At 55.8% G+C, this 24701-nt stretch carries 25 protein-coding genes and 1 pseudogene; 16 read left to right on the top strand and 10 right to left on the bottom strand.

What is annotated here, in order from left to right:
• Positions 1-110 precede the first annotated feature (110 nt).
• The 3 genes and pseudogenes from ACEW72_RS12685 to ACEW72_RS12675 all read left to right on the top strand — a co-directional run.
• Positions 111-2108 (top strand): annotated as a pseudogene (locus ACEW72_RS12685) (valine--tRNA ligase); the annotation flags it as partial.
• The gene (locus tag ACEW72_RS12680) at positions 2100-3053 is read left to right on the top strand and encodes a class I tRNA ligase family protein (protein ID WP_373476787.1); all 954 of its coding nucleotides are present in this window, start codon (positions 2100-2102) and stop codon (positions 3051-3053) included. The pseudogene ACEW72_RS12685 and the gene ACEW72_RS12680, both read left to right, overlap by 9 nt.
• Positions 3054-3073: 20 nt before the next feature.
• Positions 3074-5191 (top strand): protein-disulfide reductase DsbD family protein, encoded by a 2118-nt coding sequence (locus tag ACEW72_RS12675; protein ID WP_373476749.1) that lies wholly within the window; start codon positions 3074-3076, stop codon positions 5189-5191.
• 74 nt (positions 5192-5265) lie between these two features.
• On the opposite strand, the gene ACEW72_RS12670 is transcribed toward ACEW72_RS12675, so the two are convergent.
• Positions 5266-5628, bottom strand: coding sequence for a hypothetical protein (locus ACEW72_RS12670; RefSeq protein ID WP_373476748.1), 363 nt, complete (start codon positions 5626-5628; stop codon positions 5266-5268).
• Positions 5629-6048: 420 nt separating this feature from the next.
• Here ACEW72_RS12670 and infC point away from each other — a divergent pair, with 420 nt between their 5' ends.
• On the top strand, positions 6049-6567 hold the full coding sequence (gene infC / locus ACEW72_RS12665; RefSeq protein ID WP_160354205.1) for a translation initiation factor IF-3: 519 nt from the start codon (positions 6049-6051) through the stop codon (positions 6565-6567).
• Positions 6568-6579: 12 nt separating this feature from the next.
• Here infC and ACEW72_RS12660 read toward each other — a convergent pair whose 3' ends face one another.
• Genes ACEW72_RS12660 through coxB form a run of 9 tightly spaced genes read right to left on the bottom strand, consistent with a single transcriptional unit; the run spans position 6580 to position 13669 of the window.
• Positions 6580-7335, bottom strand: coding sequence for a sulfite exporter TauE/SafE family protein (locus ACEW72_RS12660; RefSeq protein WP_373476747.1), 756 nt, complete (start codon positions 7333-7335; stop codon positions 6580-6582).
• Positions 7332-7859 (bottom strand): SURF1 family cytochrome oxidase biogenesis protein, encoded by a 528-nt coding sequence (locus tag ACEW72_RS12655; RefSeq protein WP_373476786.1) that lies wholly within the window; start codon positions 7857-7859, stop codon positions 7332-7334. The genes ACEW72_RS12660 and ACEW72_RS12655 overlap by 4 nt, the downstream gene beginning before the upstream one ends.
• A gap of 47 nt (positions 7860-7906) precedes the next feature.
• Positions 7907-8293, bottom strand: coding sequence for a DUF983 domain-containing protein (locus ACEW72_RS12650; RefSeq protein WP_373476746.1), 387 nt, complete (start codon positions 8291-8293; stop codon positions 7907-7909).
• A 10-nt stretch (positions 8294-8303) separates the two neighbouring features.
• Positions 8304-9191, bottom strand: coding sequence for a cytochrome c oxidase subunit 3 (locus tag ACEW72_RS12645; RefSeq protein ID WP_373476745.1), 888 nt, complete (start codon positions 9189-9191; stop codon positions 8304-8306).
• Positions 9192-9228: 37 nt separating this feature from the next.
• On the bottom strand, positions 9229-9795 hold the full coding sequence (locus ACEW72_RS12640; protein WP_373476744.1) for a cytochrome c oxidase assembly protein: 567 nt from the start codon (positions 9793-9795) through the stop codon (positions 9229-9231).
• A complete protein-coding gene (locus ACEW72_RS12635; RefSeq protein WP_373476743.1) occupies positions 9795-9950 on the bottom strand; it encodes a hypothetical protein in 156 nt (51 codons plus the stop codon). The genes ACEW72_RS12640 and ACEW72_RS12635 overlap by 1 nt, the downstream gene beginning before the upstream one ends.
• Positions 9947-10852, bottom strand: a complete 906-nt coding sequence (cyoE, locus tag ACEW72_RS12630) for a heme o synthase (protein ID WP_373476742.1) — start codon at positions 10850-10852, stop codon at positions 9947-9949. Before cyoE ends, ACEW72_RS12635 begins: the two co-directional genes overlap by 4 nt.
• Positions 10853-10912: 60 nt before the next feature.
• Entirely contained in the window at positions 10913-12580 is a 1668-nt protein-coding gene (gene ctaD, locus ACEW72_RS12625; protein ID WP_373476741.1) for a cytochrome c oxidase subunit I, read from the bottom strand.
• Positions 12581-12592: 12 nt separating this feature from the next.
• A complete protein-coding gene (coxB, locus tag ACEW72_RS12620; RefSeq protein WP_373476740.1) occupies positions 12593-13669 on the bottom strand; it encodes a cytochrome c oxidase subunit II in 1077 nt (358 codons plus the stop codon).
• 228 nt (positions 13670-13897) lie between these two features.
• Between coxB and pyrE the strand changes: the two genes are divergently transcribed.
• From pyrE to ACEW72_RS12560, 12 genes are all read left to right on the top strand, one after another.
• The gene (gene pyrE / locus ACEW72_RS12615; RefSeq protein WP_373476739.1) at positions 13898-14491 is read left to right on the top strand and encodes an orotate phosphoribosyltransferase; all 594 of its coding nucleotides are present in this window, start codon (positions 13898-13900) and stop codon (positions 14489-14491) included.
• On the top strand, positions 14488-15582 hold the full coding sequence (locus ACEW72_RS12610; protein ID WP_373476738.1) for a serine hydrolase domain-containing protein: 1095 nt from the start codon (positions 14488-14490) through the stop codon (positions 15580-15582). Before pyrE ends, ACEW72_RS12610 begins: the two co-directional genes overlap by 4 nt.
• Positions 15579-16307, top strand: a complete 729-nt coding sequence (locus ACEW72_RS12605; protein WP_373476737.1) for a pyridoxine 5'-phosphate synthase — start codon at positions 15579-15581, stop codon at positions 16305-16307. The genes ACEW72_RS12610 and ACEW72_RS12605 overlap by 4 nt, the downstream gene beginning before the upstream one ends.
• Positions 16304-16714 (top strand): holo-ACP synthase, encoded by a 411-nt coding sequence (gene acpS / locus ACEW72_RS12600; protein WP_373476736.1) that lies wholly within the window; start codon positions 16304-16306, stop codon positions 16712-16714. Before ACEW72_RS12605 ends, acpS begins: the two co-directional genes overlap by 4 nt.
• A complete protein-coding gene (gene lepB / locus ACEW72_RS12595; protein WP_373476735.1) occupies positions 16711-17667 on the top strand; it encodes a signal peptidase I in 957 nt (318 codons plus the stop codon). Before acpS ends, lepB begins: the two co-directional genes overlap by 4 nt.
• Positions 17664-18788 carry an AI-2E family transporter gene (locus ACEW72_RS12590; RefSeq protein ID WP_373476734.1) on the top strand — a complete coding sequence of 375 codons (1125 nt, stop codon included), beginning with the start codon at positions 17664-17666 and terminating at the stop codon, positions 18786-18788. Before lepB ends, ACEW72_RS12590 begins: the two co-directional genes overlap by 4 nt.
• Positions 18789-18795: 7 nt before the next feature.
• Complete coding sequence (locus ACEW72_RS12585) at positions 18796-19068, top strand: hypothetical protein (RefSeq protein WP_373476733.1); 273 nt, start codon at positions 18796-18798, stop codon at positions 19066-19068.
• A 41-nt stretch (positions 19069-19109) separates the two neighbouring features.
• Entirely contained in the window at positions 19110-20921 is a 1812-nt protein-coding gene (locus ACEW72_RS12580) for an ABC transporter ATP-binding protein/permease (protein WP_373476732.1), read from the top strand.
• A gap of 159 nt (positions 20922-21080) precedes the next feature.
• Complete coding sequence (recQ, locus tag ACEW72_RS12575) at positions 21081-22859, top strand: DNA helicase RecQ (RefSeq protein ID WP_373476785.1); 1779 nt, start codon at positions 21081-21083, stop codon at positions 22857-22859.
• Between the two features lie 46 nt (positions 22860-22905).
• Positions 22906-23337 (top strand): TIGR01244 family sulfur transferase, encoded by a 432-nt coding sequence (locus ACEW72_RS12570; protein WP_373476731.1) that lies wholly within the window; start codon positions 22906-22908, stop codon positions 23335-23337.
• Positions 23334-23744 carry a hypothetical protein gene (locus ACEW72_RS12565; RefSeq protein WP_373476730.1) on the top strand — a complete coding sequence of 137 codons (411 nt, stop codon included), beginning with the start codon at positions 23334-23336 and terminating at the stop codon, positions 23742-23744. Before ACEW72_RS12570 ends, ACEW72_RS12565 begins: the two co-directional genes overlap by 4 nt.
• On the top strand, positions 23741-24643 hold the full coding sequence (locus ACEW72_RS12560; protein WP_373476729.1) for a sterol desaturase family protein: 903 nt from the start codon (positions 23741-23743) through the stop codon (positions 24641-24643). The genes ACEW72_RS12565 and ACEW72_RS12560 overlap by 4 nt, the downstream gene beginning before the upstream one ends.
• Positions 24644-24701 lie beyond the last annotated feature (58 nt).

Here is a 24701-nt window from a genome sequence, read left to right as displayed (position 1 = left end):
CCTTTGCGGCTGTACCACGGCGTTTCCTTAATGGCCCAGCGCCGTAGCTGGGAAATAACGGTGCGAACCGCACTTTCCCTTTGGGAAAAGGCCCGTTAAGAGCCATCCGCATGACTATCGACAAGACTTTTGATCCCGCCGCGATTGAGGCGAAATGGTATGCCCATTGGGAAAGCACCGGCGCGTTCCGTCCCGATCGCCCCGAAGCCGAGCCCTATACGATCGTCAACCCGCCGCCCAATGTCACGGGCAGCCTGCACATCGGCCACGCGCTCGACAACACCTTGCAGGATATCCTCATCCGCCATGCCCGCATGCAGGGCAAGGATGCCTTGTGGGTCGTCGGCATGGACCATGCCGGCATCGCAACACAGATGGTGGTCGAACGGCAGATGGCCGAACGGCAACAGAAGCGCACCGATTTCACCCGCGAAGAATTTGTCACCAAAGTGTGGGAGTGGAAGGAAGAAAGCGGCGGTGCCATCACTGGCCAGCTGCGCCGTCTCGGCTGCTCGATGGATTGGGAGAATGAGCGTTTCACCATGGACCCCGGCTTTTCAAAGGCCGTCATCAAGGTGTTCGTCGACCTTTACAACCAGGGCCTGCTTTACCGCGACAAACGGCTCGTCAACTGGGACCCGCATTTCAAAACTGCGATTAGTGATCTCGAGGTCGAAACCCGCGAAGTGAACGGCCATATGTGGCACTTCAAATACCCGCTCGCAGATGGCGAAACCTACACCTACATCGAGCGCGACGCAGACGGCAATGTTACTGTCGAAGAGGAACGCGACTATATTGCCATTGCCACCACTCGCCCCGAAACGATGCTTGGCGACGGCGCGGTTGCTGTGCATCCGTCGGACGAACGCTACAAACCCATCGTCGGCAAGCTTTGCGAAATCCCTGTCGGCCCCAAGGCGCATCGCCGCCTGATCCCGATCATCACCGACGAATATCCCGACCCAGATTTCGGTTCGGGCGCGGTCAAGATAACTGGCGCGCATGACCAGAACGATTATGGCGTAGCGCAGCGCAACGGCATCCCGATGTACCGCCTGATGGACGAAGTAGCAGCGATGCGCACCGACGGCGCGCCATATAGCGAGACCTCCGAGCGCGCCAAAGCGATAGCCGCTGGCGAAGCCGCAACATCTGCTGAAGTCGACGCACTCAACCTCGTCCCCGAAGCCTATCGAGGACTTGATCGCTACGAAGCACGCAAACGCGTGGTCGCCGACATCGATGGCGATGGCCTGATGATTGCCGTCGAAAACAAAACGATCCAGCAACCTTTTGGCGACCGCTCCGGCGTTGTCATCGAGCCGATGCTGACCGACCAATGGTACGTCGATGCGGCAACGCTCGCCAAGCCAGCGATTGAGGCCGCGCGCAATGGCAAGGCCAATGGCGGCTTCGATATCGTGCCCAAGTCGTGGGAGAAAACCTATTTCAACTGGATGGAGAATATCCAGCCCTGGTGCGTATCGCGCCAGTTATGGTGGGGGCACCAGATACCGGCGTGGTTTGACGCCGACGGCAAATGCTATGTCGCCGAAGACGAAGCAGGTGCGCAGGCTTTGGCCGACGAAAGCGTCGAACTGATCCGCGATCCTGACGTACTCGACACCTGGTTTTCGTCTGCGCTCGGGCCATGCGGGACTTTGGGTTGGCCCTAAGAAAATCCTCCCCGTTCCGGGGAGGTGGCAGCCGTACCGGCTGACGGAGGGGGGGCGCAGCCAAACGCGTCGCCTGATGCGGACAACCCCCTCCACCAGCCTGCGGCTGGTCCCCCTCCCCGTACCGGGGAGGATTTGGGGAACACCCTCCAGCGCCATTACCCTAATGACGTCCTCGTTTCCGGTTTCGACATCCTGTTCTTCTGGGACGCGCGGATGGCGATGCAGGGGATTCACTTCATGAAGGAAGTGCCGTGGAAGACGCTCTATCTCCACGGCCTCGTTCGCGCTGCCGATGGCAGCAAGATGTCGAAGTCGAAGGGTAACACCATCGACCCGCTCGGCCTGATCGACCAATATGGTGCCGATGCGTTGCGCTTTTTCATGGCGGCGATGGAGAGCCAGGGCCGCGACATCAAGATGGATGAAAGCCGCGTTGCCGGTTACCGCAACTTCGCGACCAAGTTGTGGAACGCGGCGCGTTTCGCGCAGTCGAACGGTATCGGCGGATCGCATTCGATCTCGGCCCCCAAAGCCGAGCTTGCGGTCAACCGCTGGATCATCGGCGAAGTTGTCGAGACAGTCGAAAAACTGAACAAGGCCTTCGCCGAATTCCGCTTCGACGGCATGGCCGACGCTATTTATCACTTCGTCTGGGACCAGTTCTGCGACTGGTATCTGGAACTGATCAAGCCTGCCTTCATCGATGGCGAGAAGCAGGATATGGACGAAGAATCCCGGGTCGTGGCGGGCTGGGTGCTCGACCAGATGCTGGTGATGCTGCATCCCTTCATGCCGTTCGTCACCGAAGAATTATGGCACGCGCTGGCCGACCCTGAACAGCCACGTCGCTATGACCTTATTCATGCGAAATGGCCTGAACCAAAGGCAGACGTTGATGCTTCGGCAACCGCAGAAATCGACTGGCTGATCCGGCTGGTCGGCGAAGTCCGTACCGCGAAGAATGAACTGGGCATTGCACCCGGTGCCAAGATGGACGCCTTTGTCCGCGACGCTTCGCCTGCGACGCTGGAACGGATGGCCAATCAGAAAGCCGTTATCGCACGTCTTGCCCGACTGGAAAATATCGGCGCCGGAAATGCCCCTGAAGGCGGCTCCATACAGCTGGTCGTCGACGAGGCGACTTTTGTCCTGCCGCTTGCGGGCGTGATCGATCTGGACGCCGAACGGGCACGCATCACCAAAGCCATCGAAGCGGCGACCAAGGAAGCGGCCTCGCTCTCCGGTCGCCTGTCCAACGCGTCCTTTGTCGAAAAGGCCAAGCCCGAAGCGGTCGAAAAGGCCCGCGCCGACCATGCGGAAAAAGCCGCGGAGGCGGAGCGGCTGACGGCGGCATTGGCACGGCTGGGGTAGACGTTCGCCCCCGTTGGGAAGTGGGCCGCCGATTGGAAAATACCGCTGTCCTACCCACCCCCAATTCCGGTAAGGGCAACGCCATGAATGTGCGCGCGATTATCCTGCTTCTGATTGGCCTGTTCCTGATTCCGGCAGCCCATGCACAGCTTCCCGGCGCACCGCAAAATGTACGTGCCTCGATCGCGGTTGAAACCGATACCCCCGCCCCCGGCGACACCGTGACGGTTGCCATTATGATGGACCCGAAACCGGGCTGGCATGATTATTGGCTCAACCCCGGTGACGCGGGCACACCGCTCGAACTCGAATGGAAACTGCCCCCCGGAGTAACGGCGGGCCCGATCCGCGCACCAGTCCCGGAAACGCTGATCGTCAGTGGCTTCATGAACCATATCTACAAGCAAAAGCACGCCTTCCTCGTCGACCTGAAACTGCCGCTGAAGCTTCAGCCACGTCAAAAGATCACAATAAAGGTCGATGCCCGCTGGTCGGCATGCTCCGATATGATCTGCGTTCCCGAAAGCGGTTCGTTCGCTATTCCCCTGACCATCGGTGATGGCAGGATTGATAAAGACACGCGCAGCCGCTTCGACATCTGGCGCGCCGCTTTGCCTGTTCCGCTGGACCGGCAGGCGGTATATGCCGTCAACGGCAAGACCATCTCGATAGCCATTCCTTATCCGGCAGGCGCTCCTGCAGACAAAGTCTGGTTCTTCCCTCGCACCGAGAATATCTTTCGCTACGCCGCATCGCAGTCGGCACGGCGCACAGGCAACTGGCTCGTCGTCAAAGGCGCGATGGATAAGCCGTTCAATGGACAGATCGACGGCCTGCTCCGTTTCGGGGATGCGCAGGGAATAGAGGTTCGCGCATTGCCCGGATCTGTGCCGTCGGGTGGTGATGCGGTCACGGTTCTCGGCGAAGGTGCTTTGTCCGGTGAGGCCAAATCCAGTGTGAACCTGGCGTTGATTCTGGGGCTTTCCGTTCTCGGGGGGTTGCTTCTCAACCTCATGCCCTGCGTTTTTCCGATCCTCGGGCTCAAGGCCATAGCGATTGCCAAATCAGGGGGTGATGAAGGTCAGGCTCGCCGTGATGCCCTCGCCTACACCGCAGGGATCATGCTGAGTTGCCTCATCCTGGGCGGCGTGATGCTGGGACTGCGCTCGGCAGGACAGGAAATCGGCTGGGCCTTTCAACTTCAGGACCCGGTTATCGTTTTCCTGCTTCTGTTATTGATGGTGGCGATCACCGCCAATCTTGCCGGGCTTTTTGAAATTGGCGGAATTGGTGCCGGTGACAGCCTCACCCGCAAAAGCGGGATGGCAGGGTCGTTCTGGACGGGAGTACTGGCGGCGGTAGTTGCAACGCCCTGCACCGGGCCTTTCATGGCAGCAGCAATGGGCGCTGCATTATTGCTTCCAGTACCGCAGGCGCTCCTGATTTTTGCCGGATTAGGCTTTGGCCTTGCGCTGCCGTTTCTTGCCATTGCCTACATCCCGCCTCTCCGTTCCCGAATGCCAAAACCGGGTTTGTGGATGGTCAGATTTCGCCAATGGATGGCGATACCCATGGCGCTCACAGCGCTGGCGTTACTGTGGCTGCTGGGTCAGCTGGTAGGTATTAACGGCTGGATCATTGGCGGCATTGCCTCAGCGTCTCTGCTGGCAGGGATCATGATTATCGTTCGGCAAGGTGCATCGATGATTTGGGCGCTGGGGATTGCTTCGGTGATCTTTGCCTTGGGCTATTTCGCACTCGATCGCCTGCCGGAACCCGACGCAGCGACTTCGGTCACGAACAAGCTCGATGGCGAGGCATTTTCGGAACAGAGGCTCGCGCAACTCCTCGCTGAAAAGCGCCCGGTATTTCTGTATTTCACTGCGGACTGGTGCCTCACCTGCAAAGTCAATGAAGCCGCCGCAATAGATCGGGAGGAAACCACACAGGCATTCGAAAAAGCCGGAATAGCGACGATGGTGGGGGATTATACCAGACGTGATCCGGCCATTACCCGTTTCCTTGCCCGTCAGGGCCGGTCCGGAGTGCCGCTCTATCTCTTTTACCCGGTCGGCGGTGAACCTCGGGTGCTACCGCAAGTGCTGACCGTCGATACGCTCACGGAACTGGCGAAATGATCCGCATCGCAGGCGGTACGGGGACAGACGTAGATACCGCCTGTCCCCGACCTCATCGGCAAGTTGCGACCCTTTCAGGACTCACCGGTGACATCGATCCTCTTGACCTGATTGGCGCCGATCACGGTGATACCGCGGACACCCGTAATCCCGGTCAATGGGATCGACTGCTCGAATGTCGTCGGCTCGCCACCGACGGGGGCAAAACGATGCGGGACATGGGCTTGCACCGCTGCAATCTCGATGCCCCAGTAATCCGGGCGGTTCTGATAGATACGGGGGGCAAGTCTGGCTTCAAAACTGTTCCCCGGAAGCGTGCCCCTCACCCAGAGATACTTACTGTCCTCGAAGGACAGTGTTCGCAATTCTGCAATTTCAAAGTCGATGATCCGCCCGTTTGGCACACTTGAAAGTGAGCCAGTGGAGGAGAAACTCATTATTATTCCAATCGAATGTTATTTTATTACTTTAAATGGATATATTAAAATCCAAACATGTTCTTTTCTTTTTTTCACATACATCAATTTACCTGCACGTAAAGTGAACGAGCGCCAAAATGGATCCGGTTTCTGGTATCGCCCTGAAAGCACAATCGAAAAATATATCCGCAAAGCTATCGCATTCGTATGCGAACATTGACCAGCATCGCTTTGCTGACAGTATAAATTCGAATCGTTCATTACCATCGAAATAACGGCTTCGATTCGACGACTTGTCCGTTGCGAGCGGGCAACTATATGCGACAATTGTGCACTGCCATTGTGTAAGCACTTTATTTGCGCGGCAAATGCCTGTATTGGCCCCGCATATCAACCTTAGGAGTATCCATTATCGCAACCCCGCCTACCCGGCGCGCCATGACCCCACCTGTAAAAAGTGGACCGCGCTACAACAATTTAATCACCGCCGAAAAAGTGCGCGTCATCGATGATGACGGCGAAAATCTGGGGGTGCTATATACCCGTGAAGCGATAGCACAGGCCGCTGAAGTCGGCCTCGATCTGGTTGAAGTATCTCCTAACGCTGATCCGCCAGTGTGTAAGTTCCTCGACATCGGCAAGTTCAAATATGAGGCCCAGAAAAAGGCCAATCTTGCACGCAAGAGCCAGAAGACCCAGGAAATCAAAGAGATCAAGATGCGTCCAAACATCGACGACCATGACTATATGGTGAAGATGAAAAAGGTCGCCGAATTCATCGAGGAAGGCGACAAGGTAAAGATCACCTTGCGGTTCCGTGGACGCGAACTGGCGCACCAGCAACTGGGTATGCAATTACTGCAACGTGTGCAGGCCGATACCGCTGATACTGCAAAGATCGAGGCCCATCCCAGGATGGAAGGCCGCCAGATGCTGATGGTGTTATCTCCTAAATAGGCGATGGCGCCATCACCAGATGGCTTGCCGGATCAGTTCTAGTCCAACGCCGATCATCAATAAGTTGATGATCGCATTGAACCGGGCGGGCGACACTCTTTTCACCAACCAGACCCCGGCAAATGTACTTGCCAGCGCCAGCGGCATGAACACGGCCGTTAACGTCATATTCTGACTATTGAATTGCCCCAATGCAGCATATGCCGGAACTTTTATCCAATTGATAATCGCAAAGAATATCGAAGATGTCCCGACAAACACAAAATGGGGGAAGTTGCGGGATAATGCCCATATCTGAAACGGTGGCCCGCCCGCATGCGCTATCTGGCTCGTGAATCCAGACACCCCTCCCATAAGCGTACCGACCCATTCCGGTGCAGGGCCCTTCATTTGCACCATCTGGCTAATCTGCGGAGATAATCTGTAAGCCCCGAAGGCGAGCGCGATGATACCGACCAATCCCCGGACGGCATCCTCATTGACGACCGCAGCAAACCACCAGCCTAGAAAAATCCCGCAGACTGCCCCTGGCAAGGTGAGTTTCAATGTGCGGCTGTCGAAGCTGCGCCGAAAGGCCCAGACGCTGACAATGTCTTGCGCCATCAATATGGGCAGCAACATTCCTGCTGCCGATACCGGATCCATGACAAGAGCAAGCAAAGGAATAGCTGCGGCACCCAAGCCGGCAAATCCACCTTTCGCCAGACCCACCAAGATGACTGCGGCGGAGGCGACGAGGTAGAAAGTAACGTCCGCTGGAAGGCTCAAGCCGATTGCGTGCGCTTACGCAGCGCCAGCACATAAATGATCGCAGCAGCGGTCGCAAAAATGAACCATTGGATTGCGTAAAGCAGATGGCTATTCGGGATTTGCTGAGGCGAAGGCAAGGAAAGCTGCTGTAGGCCTTCAACCTTATCTGTGGCGACCAGTTTGATAAGTTGAACATTATCGGGCGCGATAATACCATTTACCAGCCCCCCCGCCCACTGTGGTGACACGGGTCGTTCCGACCAACCGATGGCCACTTTGGCGCCAGGCCCCTCCGCTCCGCCGGTAGAACAGGACGCTATATGCGCAAAACCGGCTTTTCCCTCGCGGTTGCTTCCGGACACTGATTCAATCCGCATGACCTTGATGCACATCAGCCCAGATTTTCGAAAAAGAGGCAGATTTTCCTTATCAGGCACGGCGGGCCATGTGACGGGCACCAAATTGGCTGCCGTCTCAAATCTTGCAAGGAGAAGCTCCTTCTGCTCTTTGCGTTGCAATTGCCAAACCCCCAATCCGATCATGGTGGCCACGGCTAAGGAAACGATTATTGTGGGGAACACCGGCCACTTCATACGATATCATCCCGACCGGCTTCGTGTGCTCTGTTATGATGCTCTGAAGCCAACAGTGCACCCTTGGACACACGCAACGAGTAGACCGTCATCACAATGGTGATGGGAACCCAAATCAAAACATGAACCCAAAAAGGTGGATGCGCGGTCGATTCCAGAATGAGTGCAAATATTATTATCAGCGCCCCGATCACTAATGTTAATAGGGCTGCAGGGCCGTCACCTACGTTGAAGCTCGAATAGTCCAGGCCACAGGCGGAACAGCGGTCAGAAAAACGGGCCGGTCCTGAAAACAGCGTTTTTGCACCACATTGAGGGCAGAGACCAAAAAGGGCAGCCTTGGCGATGCCCGGCTGCCCTTCTGGATTTTTCAAGTCAGGCACCAATATGCCTTTATGCGTGGATGGGCGCCCCCCATCCTCCCCAGATGTAAATAGCGATGAAAAGGAAAAGCCAAACAACGTCGACAAAATGCCAATACCAAGCAGCCGCTTCAAAACCAAAATGCTGCTGGGGCGTGAAGTGGCCTTTGTAGGTCCGCACTAGGCAAACTGCCAAAAAGATAGTCCCAACGATAACATGGAAACCATGAAAACCTGTCGCCATATAGAAGGCTGTACCATAATTTAGTCCGCCAAACGGGAAAGGTGCAACAGAATATTCGTAAGCCTGAATGGCGCTAAACACCAACCCAAGAATGATGGTCAGCCAAAGACCCTTTTTCAATCCTTCACGATCACCATGGATCAAGGAATGGTGTGCCCACGTCACGGTTGTTCCGGAGCAGAGTAGTATCAAGGTGTTGAGCAGCGGCAATTTCATTGCGTCAAGAACTTCAAGTCCCTTTGGCGGCCACTGCATCAAAGCTGCAGCACCTTCTTGTCCGATCAGGTTCGTAACCGTAAATGCATGGGTTTCAGCATCTATGGCGATCTCAAGTGGCACCGGAAACAGAGAGAAATCGAACCACGCCCAGAACCAGCCAACGAAGAACATTACCTCTGATGCGATGAACATGATCATCCCGTAACGAAGGTGTAACTGCACCACGGGTGTGTGATCACCCGCATGTGCTTCATTTATCACATCAGACCACCAGGCAAAGAACGTATACAAAACGCCCACGAACCCAAGGCCGAAGACCAAACTGCCATAGCCAAATTGCTCGGGATGCATCCACATCACCAAGCCAAAAAACATGGTCAGCGCAGAAAAGGAGCCGAGAATAGGCGTAATGCTCGGCGGCAAAATATGATAATCGTGGTTCTTGGCACCGGCCATTGTCAATTCCCTGTAGTCTAACGCGTTTCGATTGCTCTTAGCTGCCCTCGCCCGCCGGGTCTACCGTCTTTGGGTTCTCCACGGGATAGAAAGTATAGCTGAGAGTAATTTCTTCAATGTCTTTGGTTTCCGGATCCGTCATGATCTTCGGGTCCACATAATAGAGCACCGGCATGCGAACCTGTTGACCCGGCTGAAGCGTCTGCTCGGTAAAGCAGAAGCATTGGATCTTGTTGAAATACTGTCCGGCAAGCGCTGGCGATACGTTAAAAGTTGCCGTTCCGGTCACTGGAACGTCGGACAGATTTTTGGCAATGAAAATAGACATGTCCTTGGCACCAATGGAAATGGTGTCGGTTGGGCGTTCGGGCTTAAATTCCCAAGGCAGGCCGTTGCGTTGATTGGCATCAAACCGGATCACGATAGTCTTGTTGGTCGCCACAACAGTGGCCGCCTGCGCGGCATCGACCCGCATCGTGGTGCCACCAAAACCCGTAACCTCACAGAAAATCCGGTACAATGGGACCGCCGCAAAGCCAACGCCCACCATCGATACAGCCATCGCTCCGGCCATCATGCCAACACGCAGGTTCGAAATGGCCATCAGCCCCATACCCCGATTTTGGCGACCGTTATCATGAAAAAGAGAACGCATAATGCGACCAAAACGACGCCCATTATACGTGACCGTGCTGCCTGTCGCTGACGAATGATGCGGGTTTCTTCTGCGGTAAACCCAGTTCGCTCAGGTTGTGTCATGCGAACAAAATCCGATCAAAGGCAAAAAGGGCAAAGAGAAGGAATAGATAAAGGATGGAAAAAGCAAAAAGCTGCTTTTCCGGCTTCATGTCTTTGGCCTCATTCGCTTCGTTGCGCCAAACGTTAAACGCGAGCGCCAGAAACACGAGGTTGAGTAATGCCGACGTAACTCCGTACAGCCAACCACTTTCCCCTAACAGGAAAGGTGCAATCGCCACAGCGGCCATCGGGAAACTGTAAGCAAATATCTGGTTGCGGGTAACGCGCTGACCAGAAACATTAGGCAACATCGGGATTCCCGCAGCCCCGTAATCTGTCTTCATAAACAGCGCCAAGGCCCAGAAATGCGGCGGCGTCCAAAGAAAAATAATGGAAAACAGCAAAACTGGAAGCAGGGTCACATCACCCGTTACAGCGGCCCAGCCGATCACTGGAGGAAAAGCACCAGCGGCACCGCCGATTACAATATTTTGGGGCGTATTTGGCTTTAGCCAGATCGTGTAGACAACCGCATAGAAAAATATGGAAAACGCCAGCAAAGCGGCCGAAATCCAGTTCACAGCAACGCCCATGATTCCGACCGAAAACGCCGCAAGCCCGATACCGAAATGCAAGGCGGCCTCTGGGTCCATACGGCCTGCGGGCAGTGGACGCTTGGATGTTCGTGCCATTTTGGCATCGACATCGACTTCATACCATTGGTTCAACGCACCACATGCACCTGCGCCCAAGGCGATACAGAGTATGGCCGTAAAGCCAATCACAGGGTGGATATGCCCGGGCGCAGCCAAAAGCCCGCACAGCGCGGTAAAAACAACAAGCGACATCACCCGGGGCTTGGTAAGCGCCCAGAAATCACGCCATTCCGCTGGCAGGGTTATGTTACGCGTTGCTGTTGTCATGATGCGCTTCCTGCCCCCTCCCCTGAATTTCAGGAAAGGGGGAAACGAGGATTTTGGCCGTTACTTAATGACCGGAAGGGTTTCGAACTGGTGATAAGGTGGAGGACTGGTCAACGTCCATTCGAGCGTTGTAGCACCTTCACCCCAGTAATTTTCCTCGGCACGACGACCGGCGGCCAGCGACCAGATGACGTTGATGAAGAAAATAATGACGCCAACACCCATGATGGCATAGCCCGTCGACGCCACGCCATTCCAGTAGGCAAATGCCTCCGGATAATCGGGATAACGACGCGGCATTCCCGAATTTCCAAGGAAGTGCATCGGGAAGAACAACACGTTCACGCCAATGAAGAAAATCCAGAAGTGCAGGTGACCCAGCAATTCATTCAGTTGGCGTCCGGATATCTTGCCAAACCAGTAGTAGAAACCGGCAAACAGCGAGAATACAGCGCCCAGCGAAAGCACATAGTGGAAGTGGGCGACGACATAATAGGTGTCATGCAGGTTATCGTCCAAGCCGCCATTGGCAAGCACAACGCCGGTCACGCCGCCTACCGTGAACATGAAGATAAAGCCCATGGCCCAGACCATTGGTGTCTTGAAACTGACGGATCCACCCCACATGGTAGCAATCCAGCTGAAAATCTTGATGCCGGTTGGCACCGCGATCACCATCGTCGCTGCGGTGAAGTACATTTTCATGTCTACGCTCATGCCCGTGGTGAACATGTGGTGCGCCCAGACAACGAAGCCGACAACACCGATGGCCACCATTGCATAAGCCATACCAAGATAGCCAAAGACCGGCTTGCGGCTAAAAGTCGCCACAATCTGGCTGATGATGCCGAAGCCTGGCAAGATCATGATATACACTTCGGGATGTCCGAAGAACCAGAACAGATGCTGATACAGAACCGGATCACCACCGGCCGCTGCATCAAAAAATGCACCGCCAAAGTTACGGTCGACCAACAACATGGTGATCGCCGCCGCCAGCACCGGCAAAGCCAGCAAAAGCAGGAATGCAGTCACCAGTACCGACCATACGAACAGCGGCATTTTATGCAGGGTCATCCCCGGCGCACGCATGTTGAAGATGGTGGTAATGAAGTTGATCGCGCCTAGAATTGAAGCCGCGCCTGCCAAGTGTAGCGAAAAGATCGCCATATCGACAGCCGGACCAACCGAACCTGAAGTCGACAACGGTGCATATACTGTCCAGCCAGTTCCGGCACCAAGTCCCGTACCGCCAGGAACGAAGCTTGATCCCAAAAGCATGATGAAAGCAACAACCGTCAACCAGAAGCTGATATTGTTCATACGCGGAAACGCCATATCCGGCGCGCCGATCATCAGAGGCACAAACCAGTTGCCGAAACCGCCAATGAGCGCAGGCATAACCATGAAGAAAACCATGATCAGGCCGTGCGCGGTAATCAGCACGTTCCACATATGATAGGCCTCGTCCATCGAGGCGTCCTTGCCGGCCATCATCGAGGCCCAGCTTTGAAGATATTGGATGCCGGGTTCGGCAAGTTCCAGACGCATCAGGCCCGAAATTGCGCCTCCAACAATCCCCGCAAAAATTGCGAAGATCAGATAGAGTGTCCCGATATCCTTATGGTTTGTGGACATGAACCAGCGGGCAAAAAAGCCCGGCTTGTGATCCGCATCATGATGGTCATGTGCGTGAAGGTCGGCGCCCGTAGCAGCAATGGTTGTCATCAGTCTGGCCTTTTACTTGGTTACGGCTGCGGCAGGCGCAGCGCTGGGAGATGGTACGGCGGCGGCAGGTGCAGGTGCCGCAGCGGGTGCGGCAGCTGCGGCGACTTCACCGGGCATTTGCCCGCCTTGCGCCTTGACCCATGCTGCAAATTTTTCAGGCGGTAGAGCTTCTACCGAGATCGGCATAAACCCGTGGCGTGCACCGCAAAGTTCCGAACATTGTCCAAAATAGACACCCGGCTTGGTGATCGTAAGCGATTTTTCATTCAAACGACCGGGAACGGCGTCCAGCTTGAACCACAGCGATGGTACCGCAAACGCGTGAATTACATCGGCCGCAGTCGTCTGAATACGGAGAGGTACGCCCGCCGGTACGACCATACGATTGTCGACTGCCAACTGCGCAGGCCCGTCATTTTCGGTGCGGAAACGTTCGCCAGGTGCGACGTCTTCTTTGTTTTTCAGCATGTTGGAAACGACTTCAAAACCGCCATGGTCGGGATAAGTGTAACCCCAATACCATTGGTATCCGGTAACCTTGACGGTCACCGCGTCTGCAGGTGCAGGCTTGAACTGCTTTGCTAGCAGATCCAGCGACGGATAGGCAATACCCAGCAGGATGAGAACCGGAATCAGCGTCCAGACAATCTCGATAAAAGTATTGTGGGTCGTCTTCGACGGCACCGGGTTGGAACGGCGGTTAAACCGGACGATCACCCAGAGCAGCAGCCCGAGAACGAAAAGCGATATGATTGTGATGATCGGCAACAAAATGGCGTTGTTTATCCACTTTGCATATTGGCCATTATCGCTGAATTGTTCCTGAAAATCGATTTCCCTGGGTTTCGGCATCCCGATCCCCTCGGTTGGCTTCATCGGGGTGTATCCGGGTAACGAACCATCCATGGATTTCGGCACAGCAGCGGCCGGCGCGGCGGCTGCGGGCGCGGCTGCGGCGGGATTTGCCACAACCGGTGCCGCAATTTCCTTGGTCAGTGGTGCAGGAGCAGGATTCGCCGCCTGCGCCATAACCAATGACGGAATCGTCATTGCGGCAAGGACAATCAGGAATTTCTTCAACATATTCATCAACTTGGCCCCGTATTCTTGGTGCGGCGCAGGAACATTGCGCAGTTCCGACTTAGCCTTAGCCTGCCGGACTCGCGCGACCTATAGGCGCGCTTGTCAGAAGCCTCAAGCGGTCGATTAAAGATTTTTAGCATTTATTTGCCGCGTATTTCCACCTATTTGCGTTGCAATTCACTAGACGTAAGTTGCAAATAATAACATAATTTCGCGAGGACAGTTTTTCTCAGTATGACCCAAGATGAAATTTTATCAGAATTCCGTAACGTCGATGCATTGCTTGAAGGGCATTTCCTGCTGTCGTCCGGGCGGCATAGTGCACATTATCTGCAATGCGCGCGATTGCTGATGAACCCGGAACGGGCAGGGCGTATTGCGCTCGCCATTGCTCAGAAAATCCCACGGGAGGTCCGCAACGACATCCAGGCGGTAATTTCGCCGGCAATGGGCGGCCTGATAATTGGCCATGAAATGGGTAGAGCTATCGGTGTGGATGCAATGTTCGTCGAACGACCCGAGGGCGTTTTCGGGTTGCGCCGGGGCTTTGCCATAGAAGAAGGCACGAAAATCTTGCTGGTCGAGGACGTTGTCACCACCGGCCTGTCGTCGCGTGAAGCCATCAAGGCCATCGAGGCCGAAGGCGGTGAGGTGATTGCTGCGGCTTCGGTTGTCGACCGTTCTGGCGGCAGTGTCGAACTGGGTGTGCCGTTCTTCCCGCTGATTGAATTGAATTTTCCTACCTATGCTGCTGACGAGGTGCCGGAATCACTCGCAGCGATACCGGTAATGAAGCCCGGCAGCAGGAACGGGCCCACTACGGCATGATACGTGCGCTCATCATTTCGCTCGCTTCGTTGATGCTTGGCGCAGCAGCAGCACCCCCTGCCCTTGATGCGAATGCCGTCTCGGCAGCGCTCGACCCAGTCAAAGCGCCGGGCACTATCCTGATCGCGCGTGGGGACGATATCATCTATGAACGCGCATTCGGTGCGATCGATCCGTCAAGCAATGTCGAGCATCAATTGGGCCAGACCTGGCGCTGGGCATCGGTAACCAAGCAGATCACGGCCACGATAGCGATGCAAGAGGTCGTAGCCGGTAGGCTCGATCTCGACGCGCCCATCACCCGTTACCTGCCCGACAGCAAGGCGCCTTTTGCAAACCGCATCACCTCGCGCATGCTTATGCAGCACATATCAGGGCTACCGCGCACTGAAGAAGGCCCCATCGGTTCGGACGGTTGGTCAAAGTTCTACATGGTCGAACGCGACAGCCCTGAGACCGGCCGGGCATATTGCGAAGGGCCAACTACCCGCGAGCCGCTGTCCGGTTTTCGTTACGGTGACTGCGATTTCATCATGATGGCCGCAATAATCGAGGCAACCAGTGGCAAGTCCTACGAAACGCTGATCGTCGAGCGCATCGCACAACCGCTAGGCCTCACCAGCGTTGGCCTGTTCCCGCGAACGGAGCGCACCGTGGCTGGCTATGCCGACGGCAAACCGGAGTCATCAGCGTTCCGGTTGGAGAATTTTGGCGGCGCAGGCGCGCTTTATGGCACGACCCGTGATCTATTTGCCTTTGATCGCGCGCTGATGACCGGCAAGCTGCTGCCCGATACAGCGCGCAGCATAATGTGGGCAGGCAATCCCAAATATGGCTTTGCCGCTTTCGGGCAATGGTCGTTTAGCACGTCCCTCAAAAATTGCGGGGATACGCCTGTGCGCATAATTGAGCGGCGTGGCTTCATTGGTGGCGTAGTGCTGCGCAATATCATATTGCCCGATCTGGACATGGTGATCATCATGACATCGAACCGCGCCGAGGCCGAAGCTGCTTTTGGCGAAATCTGGCAGCAGACGGGCATCACGCATGATGTGATGCGCGCGGCCTTGTGCAAGGACTTAGCGACTTGACCCTTCCCCTCCGCCTTGGCGTCAATATCGACCATGTCGCCACCATCCGCAACGCGCGCGGCGGGGAGCATCCCGACCCGATGCGCGCCGCCCACGTCGTAGAGGCTGCCGGTGGCGATGGCATCACCGTCCATTTACGCGAAGATCGTCGCCACATTCGCGACACAGACCTTGATTCGATCATGCGCGAAATTCGCTTGCCGGTTAATCTGGAGATGGCCGCCACCGAGGAAATGCTGCAGATCGCGTTACGCCACAAACCGCACGCCGCCTGTATTGTCCCCGAACGTCGTGAGGAACGAACGACTGAGGGCGGTCTGGATGCCGCGGGGCAGCACAACCATCTGGCACCGATGGTCACGCGATTAGCCGATGCGGGCATCCGGGTTAGCCTGTTCATTGAACCCGATGCGCGCCAGATTGATGCAGCGATTCGATTGCGTGCGCCAGTTGTTGAATTTCACACTGGCAAATATGCACATAGCGAAGGCGCAGACCGCGAGGCGGAACTGCGTCGCATCACCGAGGCGGTGGCGCTCGCCGCCAAAAATGGCATTGAATCGCACGCCGGGCATGGTCTGACCTTCGAAAATGTCCAGCCAATAGCCGCGATCCCGCAAATTGCCGAACTCAACATCGGCCATTATCTGATCGGTGAGGCAATATTTATCGGGCTTGAACAGAGCGTTCGGAAAATGCGGATGTTGATGGATATGGCGCGTTGATCATCGGCCTTGGTTCTGACTTGTGCAATATCGAACGGATCTCCCGTTCTTTGGAACGGTTTGGCGACCGGTTCGAGACAAGAGTTTTTACAGACGTGGAGCGCGCAAAGGCCGCCAAACGTCCGTTTACCAAAGCCGGCACCTATGCCAAACGCTTTGCCGCCAAAGAGGCTTTTTCAAAAGCGGTGGGCACCGGATTTAAGCGCGGCGTATTCATGAAGGATATCGGGGTCATAAACGCGCCCTCGGGTGCGCCGACCCTGGCCCTTAGCGGTGGCGCAAAAGCGCGTCTCGACGCGATGATACCGAGCGGCTATGAAGCGCATATTCATCTGACGCTCACCGATGACCATCCATGGGCGCAGGCATTTGTCATTATTGAGGCGCTTCCAGCACAAAAGGTATGAGCAGTTTGACCACCGAAGATAGCAATCCCGCCACCCCGCCCGCATCCACGCCGGAAAAGCGGGGATGGGCGGCATCCGCTTGGGCAGAAATCAAGGGCAGGTTCTGGCTTTTGCTGGCGGTGCTCGCTTTCCATAGCTTTATCGCCAAGCCTTTTTACATTCCATCGATCTCGATGATGCCAACGTTGCTCGTTGGTGACAGATTATTTGTATCGAAATATCCTTATGGCTGGAGCCATGTTTCACCCACCATCCCCAATCCGGTGGCAATTTATCGCTGGTTGGTGCTTCGCGAAGAAGTCGAGGCCCTTGCCGTGCCGCTACCCGAGAGCGAAACTCGTGTTTGGGGAAAAATGCCTGCGCGCGGTGACATCGTTATCCTGACGCCAAAAGGTAAATATCAGGACTGGATCAAACGGGTTATCGGCTTGCCGGGTGATGTTATTGAGCTGCGCGAGGGGCAGATATTTCTGAACGGCAAGCCGGTTAAGCAAGAAACGCAGCCAAATCTGGTACTTGCCGTTGACGCGAACAGCCCGTGCAATGACTATGATTTCCCCGGTGCATTGGACCGCGACGCGAATGGCAAGATGACATGCAATCTGCCCATCATCCGCGAAACCCTGCCCAACGGCGTGCAATATGACACCATCGATGCGCGCCGGCGTGACACCGATGACATGGAACCGGTCAAAATTCCCGCTGGGCATGTATTCCTGATGGGCGACAATCGCGACAATAGCTCGGACAGTCGGGTCGCATCTGAACTAGGCGGGTTGGGCGGTCCGGTATCATGGGACAGGCTAGGCGGCAGGGCAGAGATCATCACCTTTTCGGTCGACGGTAGCACGGGGTTAAACCCTGCAACTTGGTTCAATTCGCTGCGTGGTGATCGCGCCGGAACAAGCCTGCGACCTCAGAAGGTAATACCGCCAAGAGGTAAGAGCGAATGAATGATGCCGCAGCCGCCAAGCCCCGTAAGGCGCGCGCGCCTCGAAAGCAGGCCGAGCCGGTAACGGATACGTTCCGCGAAGAAGTGGGGCCAACCGAGTTTTACGACCCCCTCGTCCGCAGCGAACTAAAAAAAGCCGCGGTCTGGATCGGTATGGCGTCATTTGTGGTGGCGCTGATCTGGCTGGCTCAACCGATATTGCTCATTATCGGAGGACTTGTGTTGGCCGCCATGTTCGACGGCGGTGCCCGCCTTTTGGGAAGAGTCCTTCCCATTCCGCGTGGCTTTCGGTTGACGATTGTGGTGCTGGCGGTGTTTGGTTTTATTTACTGGACCTTTGTTTTCACAGGGTCTGAGCTCGCCGCGCAGGCCGCCAGCTTACAGGCGATTATCGAAGCGCAGGTTGAAACACTCGGCAACCAGGTCGCAGCCTCCGGTTTCAACATCTCTGCCGATGATGTCAAAGGCTTCGGTACGCAGATCCTGAATTCGGTCGGGCGCGTTACGGCAGCCGTTTCTTCAGTCGTAGGTACCGTCACAAACATGGCGATGATGCTCGTTCTGGCTATTTTTATCGCCGCCGAACCGCGGATGTACGAACGCGGCGTTGCATGGATGCTGCCCTTGGCCGAACGAACCCATTTTTATGGCACTGCGGAAAAAATCGGACATGTGCTCCGCCGTCTTATGGCTGGCCGACTGCTCGGCATGGCCGTGGAGGGCTTTGGCACATGGATTCTTCTGAGCCTCGGCGGGGTGCCGATGGCCGCTTTGCTGGGTGTACTAACCGGCTTACTTGCATTCCTGCCCAATATTGGCGCGATTGTATCTGGTGCGCTCATCATCCTCGTGGGATTTTCTGCCGGGGTCGATGTCGGGCTCTATGCTGTTTTTGTATATTTTGTGGTGCAGATGGTCGACGGTTATCTGATCGTTCCTATGGTCGCGAAACGTGCCGTCGATCTGGCACCAGCGCTGGTCCTCGGAGCACAAATCCTGTTCGGGGCGTTGTTTGGAATACTGGGCCTGGCGCTCGCGGATCCTATTATCGCAATGATAAAAGTCGCGCTGGAGCGTCAATCGGAACGCAACGAAGCGCGATCCGGCCGCCCGGGACCATGAAGCATCGATGATGTTGCTTATCATGTGCTTTCTTTTGGGTGTGGCAAATTTCACGATGCACAAAGCCGTGATAGAATCGCGGCACCCTTTTGTTGAAGATACCAAGCGCTATTTCGGTCGATATCTCGGGCCTTATGGCAGCTATGCGATCGAACTGGCCTTATTGACCGGTGCGTTGTGGTTGGCCAACGAAGGTTCGATGTTGGTCAGCTTATTCTATCTGGCTTATACCGGCATGAATGCCATCGCCACGTGGATGTTGCTGACCGGTAAGACTTAAACACCCTTTGTTATTATGCGCCGCCTGCCTATATGGCGCGGGTGCCGCCTTTAGAAACCCCGACTGACACCAAGCCCGATTTCGCCGTCATGCGGCGCTTTTTGCCTTATCTGTGGCCAAAGGACCAATTTGGTCTTCGGGTCCGTATAGTCTGCGCGCTCCTGCTTGTGGTGCTATCGAAGCTGATCCAGCTGAGCATGGCATGGCTCTATGGACAGGCGGTGGACCGGATGGTTCCGGGCATGGAAGACGGCGTGACCATCGCCATTGCACTCGTCGCCGCTTATGCGGGGGCACGCTTTGGCGGTGTCTTGTTCGACAATCTTCGCAATGTCGTGTTCGAACGGGTGGGACAGGATGCAACCCGCCGTCTTGCGGAAAATGTCTTTGGCCATCTGCACAATCTTTCGATGCGGTTCCACATGAACCGGCGCACAGGCGCGGTGACCAAAGTAATCGAACGCGGCACCAAGAGCATCGATATCATGCTCTATTTCCTGCTTTTCAATATCGCGCCGACACTCCTCGAACTGGTTCTGGTGTCGGCTTATTTCCAGATCGAGTTCGGCTGGGGGATCGTCGCTGCGACATGGGTCATGGTTGTTGCCTATATAGGATTTACCACCATCATCACCAATTGGCGCAACAAATTGCGCGAGGAGATGAACGAACTGGATACCCAAACGGTCGCCAAGTCGGTCGACAGCCTTCTCAACTACGAAACGGTCAAATATTTCAACGCCGAAAAACGCGAAGCCGCCCGTTACAACAAGGTGGTCAGCCAATGGTCCGACGCAGCCGTCAAATCTGAAAATTCGCTGGCTATTCTCAATGTCGGGCAATCGCTGATTACCAACCTGATGATGGCAGGCGCGATGGGCTATGTCGTCTGGGGCTGGTCACAGGGGCAGTTTACCACCGGTCATGTCGTGACGGTCAATACCTTATTGGCGCAACTGTTCCGTCCATTGGACATGCTGGGCATGGTCTATCGCACCATCCGGCAGGGCTTGACCGACATGGCTGCGATGTTCGACCTGATCGACACCACACCTGAAATTGTCGACGTACCGGGTGCGCCATCGCTTATGATCAAGGGTGGTGCCCTTGCCTTTGAAAATGTGCAGTTCGGTTATGAAACAAATCGCTCGATCCTGAAAGGCGTCAGTTTTGAAATACCGCCGGGTGGCCGTCTTGCGGTTGTTGGACCATCGGGCGCGGGTAAATCGACCATCGCTCGGCTGATTTATCGATTTTATGATGTTACAGGAGGCCGCATCACCATTGACGGTCAGGACATTCGACAGGTCGCGCAAAGTTCACTGCGTTCCCAGATCGGAATCGTTCCGCAGGACACCGTGCTGTTCAACGATAGCATTGGCTATAATATCGGTTATGGCCACGAAGGTGCAGACCAATCTGCAATCGAGGAAGCCGCCCGCGGAGCCGCGATCCACAACTTCATTACCTCCCTGCCTGAAGGCTATGACGCCAAGGTTGGCGAGCGCGGGCTGAAATTGTCCGGTGGCGAAAAGCAACGGGTGGCTATTGCCCGAACGCTGCTGAAAAATCCGCCGATCCTGATCCTCGACGAAGCAACCAGCGCCTTGGACAGCAGGACAGAGGCCGAGATTCAGGCGACGTTAGACCGGATATCCGAGCGTCGGACTACTATCATCATCGCCCACAGGCTTTCCACCATCGTCGATGCAGACCGCATTCTGGTATTGGAAGCAGGCCAAGTCGCCGAACAGGGTACCCATTTCGAGCTATTGGCCAAAGGTGGACTCTATGCCGAAATGTGGGCGCGGCAGCAGAACGAGGTTGAAGAGGAAACGGTAGCAGCGAGCTAGGGCCAGCCGCAGCTTGGATACCGAAGCTCGCACTCAATAGTTTACAAGAGCAATCTATTCCTTATTTGTTCTCAAGCGACCCACCTATCCACAGCGGAGTCGCGCATGGTTGAAGCACGGTCTATCTTGGAAGAGATATCGGGGTTAGGGCATGGCGCGATGGCCACTGCCCCTGAACCAATCGACACCGCCGGCATATTGCACCGCGTATTCGGCTTCCCTGCATTTCGTGGGGTGCAGGAAGATGTCGTCAATCGGGTACTAGCGGGACGGAACAGCCTGGCGGTGATGCCAACCGGCGCGGGAAAGTCGCTTTGTTACCAGCTGCCTGCTGTGATGATGAACGGCACCACGGTCGTCATTTCTCCTCTTATCGCTTTGATGCATGACCAGATGCGGGCCGCCGATGCAGTTGGTATCCGGGCTGCGACACTGACGTCGGCCGATGACAACCGTGCCGAGACAATGGAGCGCTTTCGCGGTGGCCAGTTAGACCTGCTCTATGTTGCGCCAGAACGCGCGAATAGTTTTGAATTTCGGGGCTTGCTGCGTGAAAGTAAAATCGCGCTTTTCGCCATTGATGAGGCGCATTGCGTATCTGAATGGGGGCATGATTTCCGTCCCGACTATCGGCTTTTGCGGCCCTTGATGGATGATTTTCCTCAGGTTCCCCGCCTTGCCCTCACCGCCACCGCCGATGCCCATACGCGCGCAGACATCGCCGAACAGCTTGGTATTGCACCGGAGGGCATAATCGTCTCCGGCTTTGACCGGCCCAATATTCGCTATGCCATGAATGGCGGCGGTAAAGGCGGGATCGCGTCACTGGTTCGCTCCCTGAACGGCGCGGGTATAGTCTACGCACAGACGCGCGACCGGACCGAAAAGATCGCAGCGCAGATTGCAGCAACCGGGCGGACTGCGCGTTTCTACCATGCGGGGATGGAACCGCGCCTGCGTGCCAAGGCGCAGTCGGATTTCGTGGCATCGGAAGATATGGTCATGGTCGCCACGGTTGCTTTTGGCATGGGAATCGACAAGCCCGACGTGCGCTTTGTCGTCCATGCCGGTCTACCGAAATCCATCGAATCCTATTATCAGGAAAGCGGTCGAGCCGGACGTGATGGTGACCCCGCCGTGGCGCATATGCTCTGGTCGGCCGGGGACTTTACCCGCGCGCGCGAACGCTTGACCGAACTGCCCGAAGAACGGCGTGATGCCGAGCGGGTACGTATTGATGCGCTTTCACGGCTGGTCGAAACGCACGGGTGCCGACGCGCGCTTTTGCTGCGGCATTTTGGCGAAGATCCGCCCGAGACATGCGGCAATTGCGATAATTGTCTGGAGGCACCCGCAGTAAAAGATGCGACCGAACTGGCACAAAAGCTTCTTTCTGCCGTATTTCGTACCGGCCAGATGTTTGGCGTGGGCCATCTGGAAAAGGTGTTGACCGGAAAAAGCGATGAGCGCGTGCTGAAGTTTTCGCATGACCAACTGTCGGTGTTCGGCATTGTCGACGAGCAGGAAGCGAGCGCGCTTAAGACACTGGCGCGGGCGTTGCAGGCGCGCGGTAGCCTTGTCGCCAATGAACATGGTGGGCTCAAACTGGCGGGCGATGCACGTTTGATCATGCGCGGCGAAAAAAAGGTCGAGATTGCGCTGGTACCAACCGGTCGCAAGCGACGCGAACGCGGCGGCGACAACCCGCTTGGTGACCCGTTGTTCGATGCCCTTCGTGCAAAGCGGCGCGAGCTCGCCGATGCGGCAGGCGTCCCGCCCTATGTCATTTTCCACGACTCTACCCTACGTGATATCGCCATGCTAAAACCACAAAACCGGTCCGATATGGCGCTGGTTAACGGCGTGGGCGCGCGCAAGCTCGATGCCTATGGCGATGCCTTTCTGGATGTTGTGCGCCAGTTCCAGAGTGTCGCGTAAAGCAGGCCACTTGTGCTAAATGCGCGATTAAAATATGGATCGAACGATGTTCAGAAAATTGAATGATAAAATCTATGTCGCACCGCAAATTGACTGCGCCGCTGTCGAAGAAGCAGCCGCGCAGGGCGTTACCCTGATCATTAACAACCGGCCAGAGGATGAATCTGCCGACCAGACTTCGGGGGCCGAGATTGAAGCCGCTGCTGCGGCGGCGGGGCTTGCTTATGTTGCGATCCCCGTGACTCATGCCGGTTTTGCCGAATGGCAGGTCACGGCCATGGCCGATGCGCTCGATGCCGCCGAGGGCAAGGTACTTGCCTATTGCCGGTCGGGAACACGGTCGACATTATTATGGGCTCTGGCACGGGCATCGCGCGGCGACCATCCCGCGGTTTTGACGGAGCAGGCGGCCGACGCAGGCTATGACCTGGCGCCTATTGCCGCAATGATGGACATGGTTCGCGGTCGCGCATCATGACGCCTTTGGTCATTACCCTTCTAAAACTTGGCGGTTCCATTTTGGCGATCCTGTTTCTGGCATGGCTCGCCCGCTCGCTTGGGCTGGGCGGCGATGTTCGTATCCGCAGCGACGAACAGGCACGCGCAATCGCCGATGAAATTATCAGTGGATTTGATCCGGTCGGCATCGCCATCGATAGGGCCGGAATGGGTGCGTTGATGCGTGATGCCCAAGGCCGCCACCTGCTTATCCGCCGCCATGGCGCACATTTTGCCGGTCGCTTGCTCGATAACCACAGTGAAACAAGGCTGGACCAGAATTTCCTGACCGTTGGAACCGGCGAGCGGACTTTTGGCCGGGTTACCTTGAACTTAGGTAAAGAAGCGCAATATTGGGCATCGGGCTTAAGGCATCTGAATACATGAGCGAAACACTTTTCAACCCCGTCGATTATGCGGTGCCGGCATTCATCCTGTTGATCATTTTGGAAATGCTGTGGGTGCGTCATTATGCCCCCGAAAAATATGAACCCCGCGATACGCTGACGTCGCTCGCTCTGGGCACGGGTAGCACGGTGGCAGGCGCCCTATTTGGCGGCACTATGCTCGCTATCGCCATGTGGGGCTATGACTATCGAATCACAACCATCCCGTGGACCTGGTGGGCATGGATCGCCTGCTTTGTTCTGGATGACTTTTTCTATTATGTGTTTCACCGGTCCGCGCATCGTGTCCGTTGGTTCTGGGCCGCGCACGTAAACCATCACAGCAGCCAGCATTATAATCTGTCGACCGCGCTGCGGCAGACATGGACCGGCTTTTTCGCCTTCACATTCCTGTTCCGCCTGCCTTTGGTTTTCATCGGATTCGATCCTGCAATGATTCTTTTCGTAGGAGCGATCAACCTGATCTACCAATTCTGGATCCACACCGAGGCGATTAACAAATTCCCGCGCTGGTTCGAATATATCATGAACACCCCCAGCCATCACCGCGTCCATCATGCCACCAACCCACGCTATCTGGACCGGAATTATGCGGGTGTATTCATAATCTGGGACCGGATGTTCGGGACCTTTACAGAAGAAATAGAGGACGAAAAAATCCGGTACGGCATTGTCCGGCAGCTAGGCACATTCAACCTTTTGTGGTCGGTGTTCCACGAATGGGCTGGTATCGCCCGTGACATCTGGTCTGCACCGTGGAAGCATAAATTGTCTTATGCGTGGCGCCCTCCCGGCTGGAGTCATGATGGTAGCCGCGATACCTCCGATATGATTCGCCAGCGCTGGCTCGACCGACAACACGAACAGCCCGCGGAATAGCCCTATTTACACTCTTGCCAGTAGTTAATCGTCCGATTAAACCCTCTCGCGAAGAGGA

Origin of the sequence: Sphingorhabdus sp. (assembly GCF_041737645.1) — a bacterium.
GTDB lineage: Bacteria > Pseudomonadota > Alphaproteobacteria > Sphingomonadales > Sphingomonadaceae > Sphingorhabdus_B.
The sequence above is the reverse complement of the archived record's forward strand: the minus strand, read 5'-3'. Positions and strand labels throughout refer to the sequence as shown.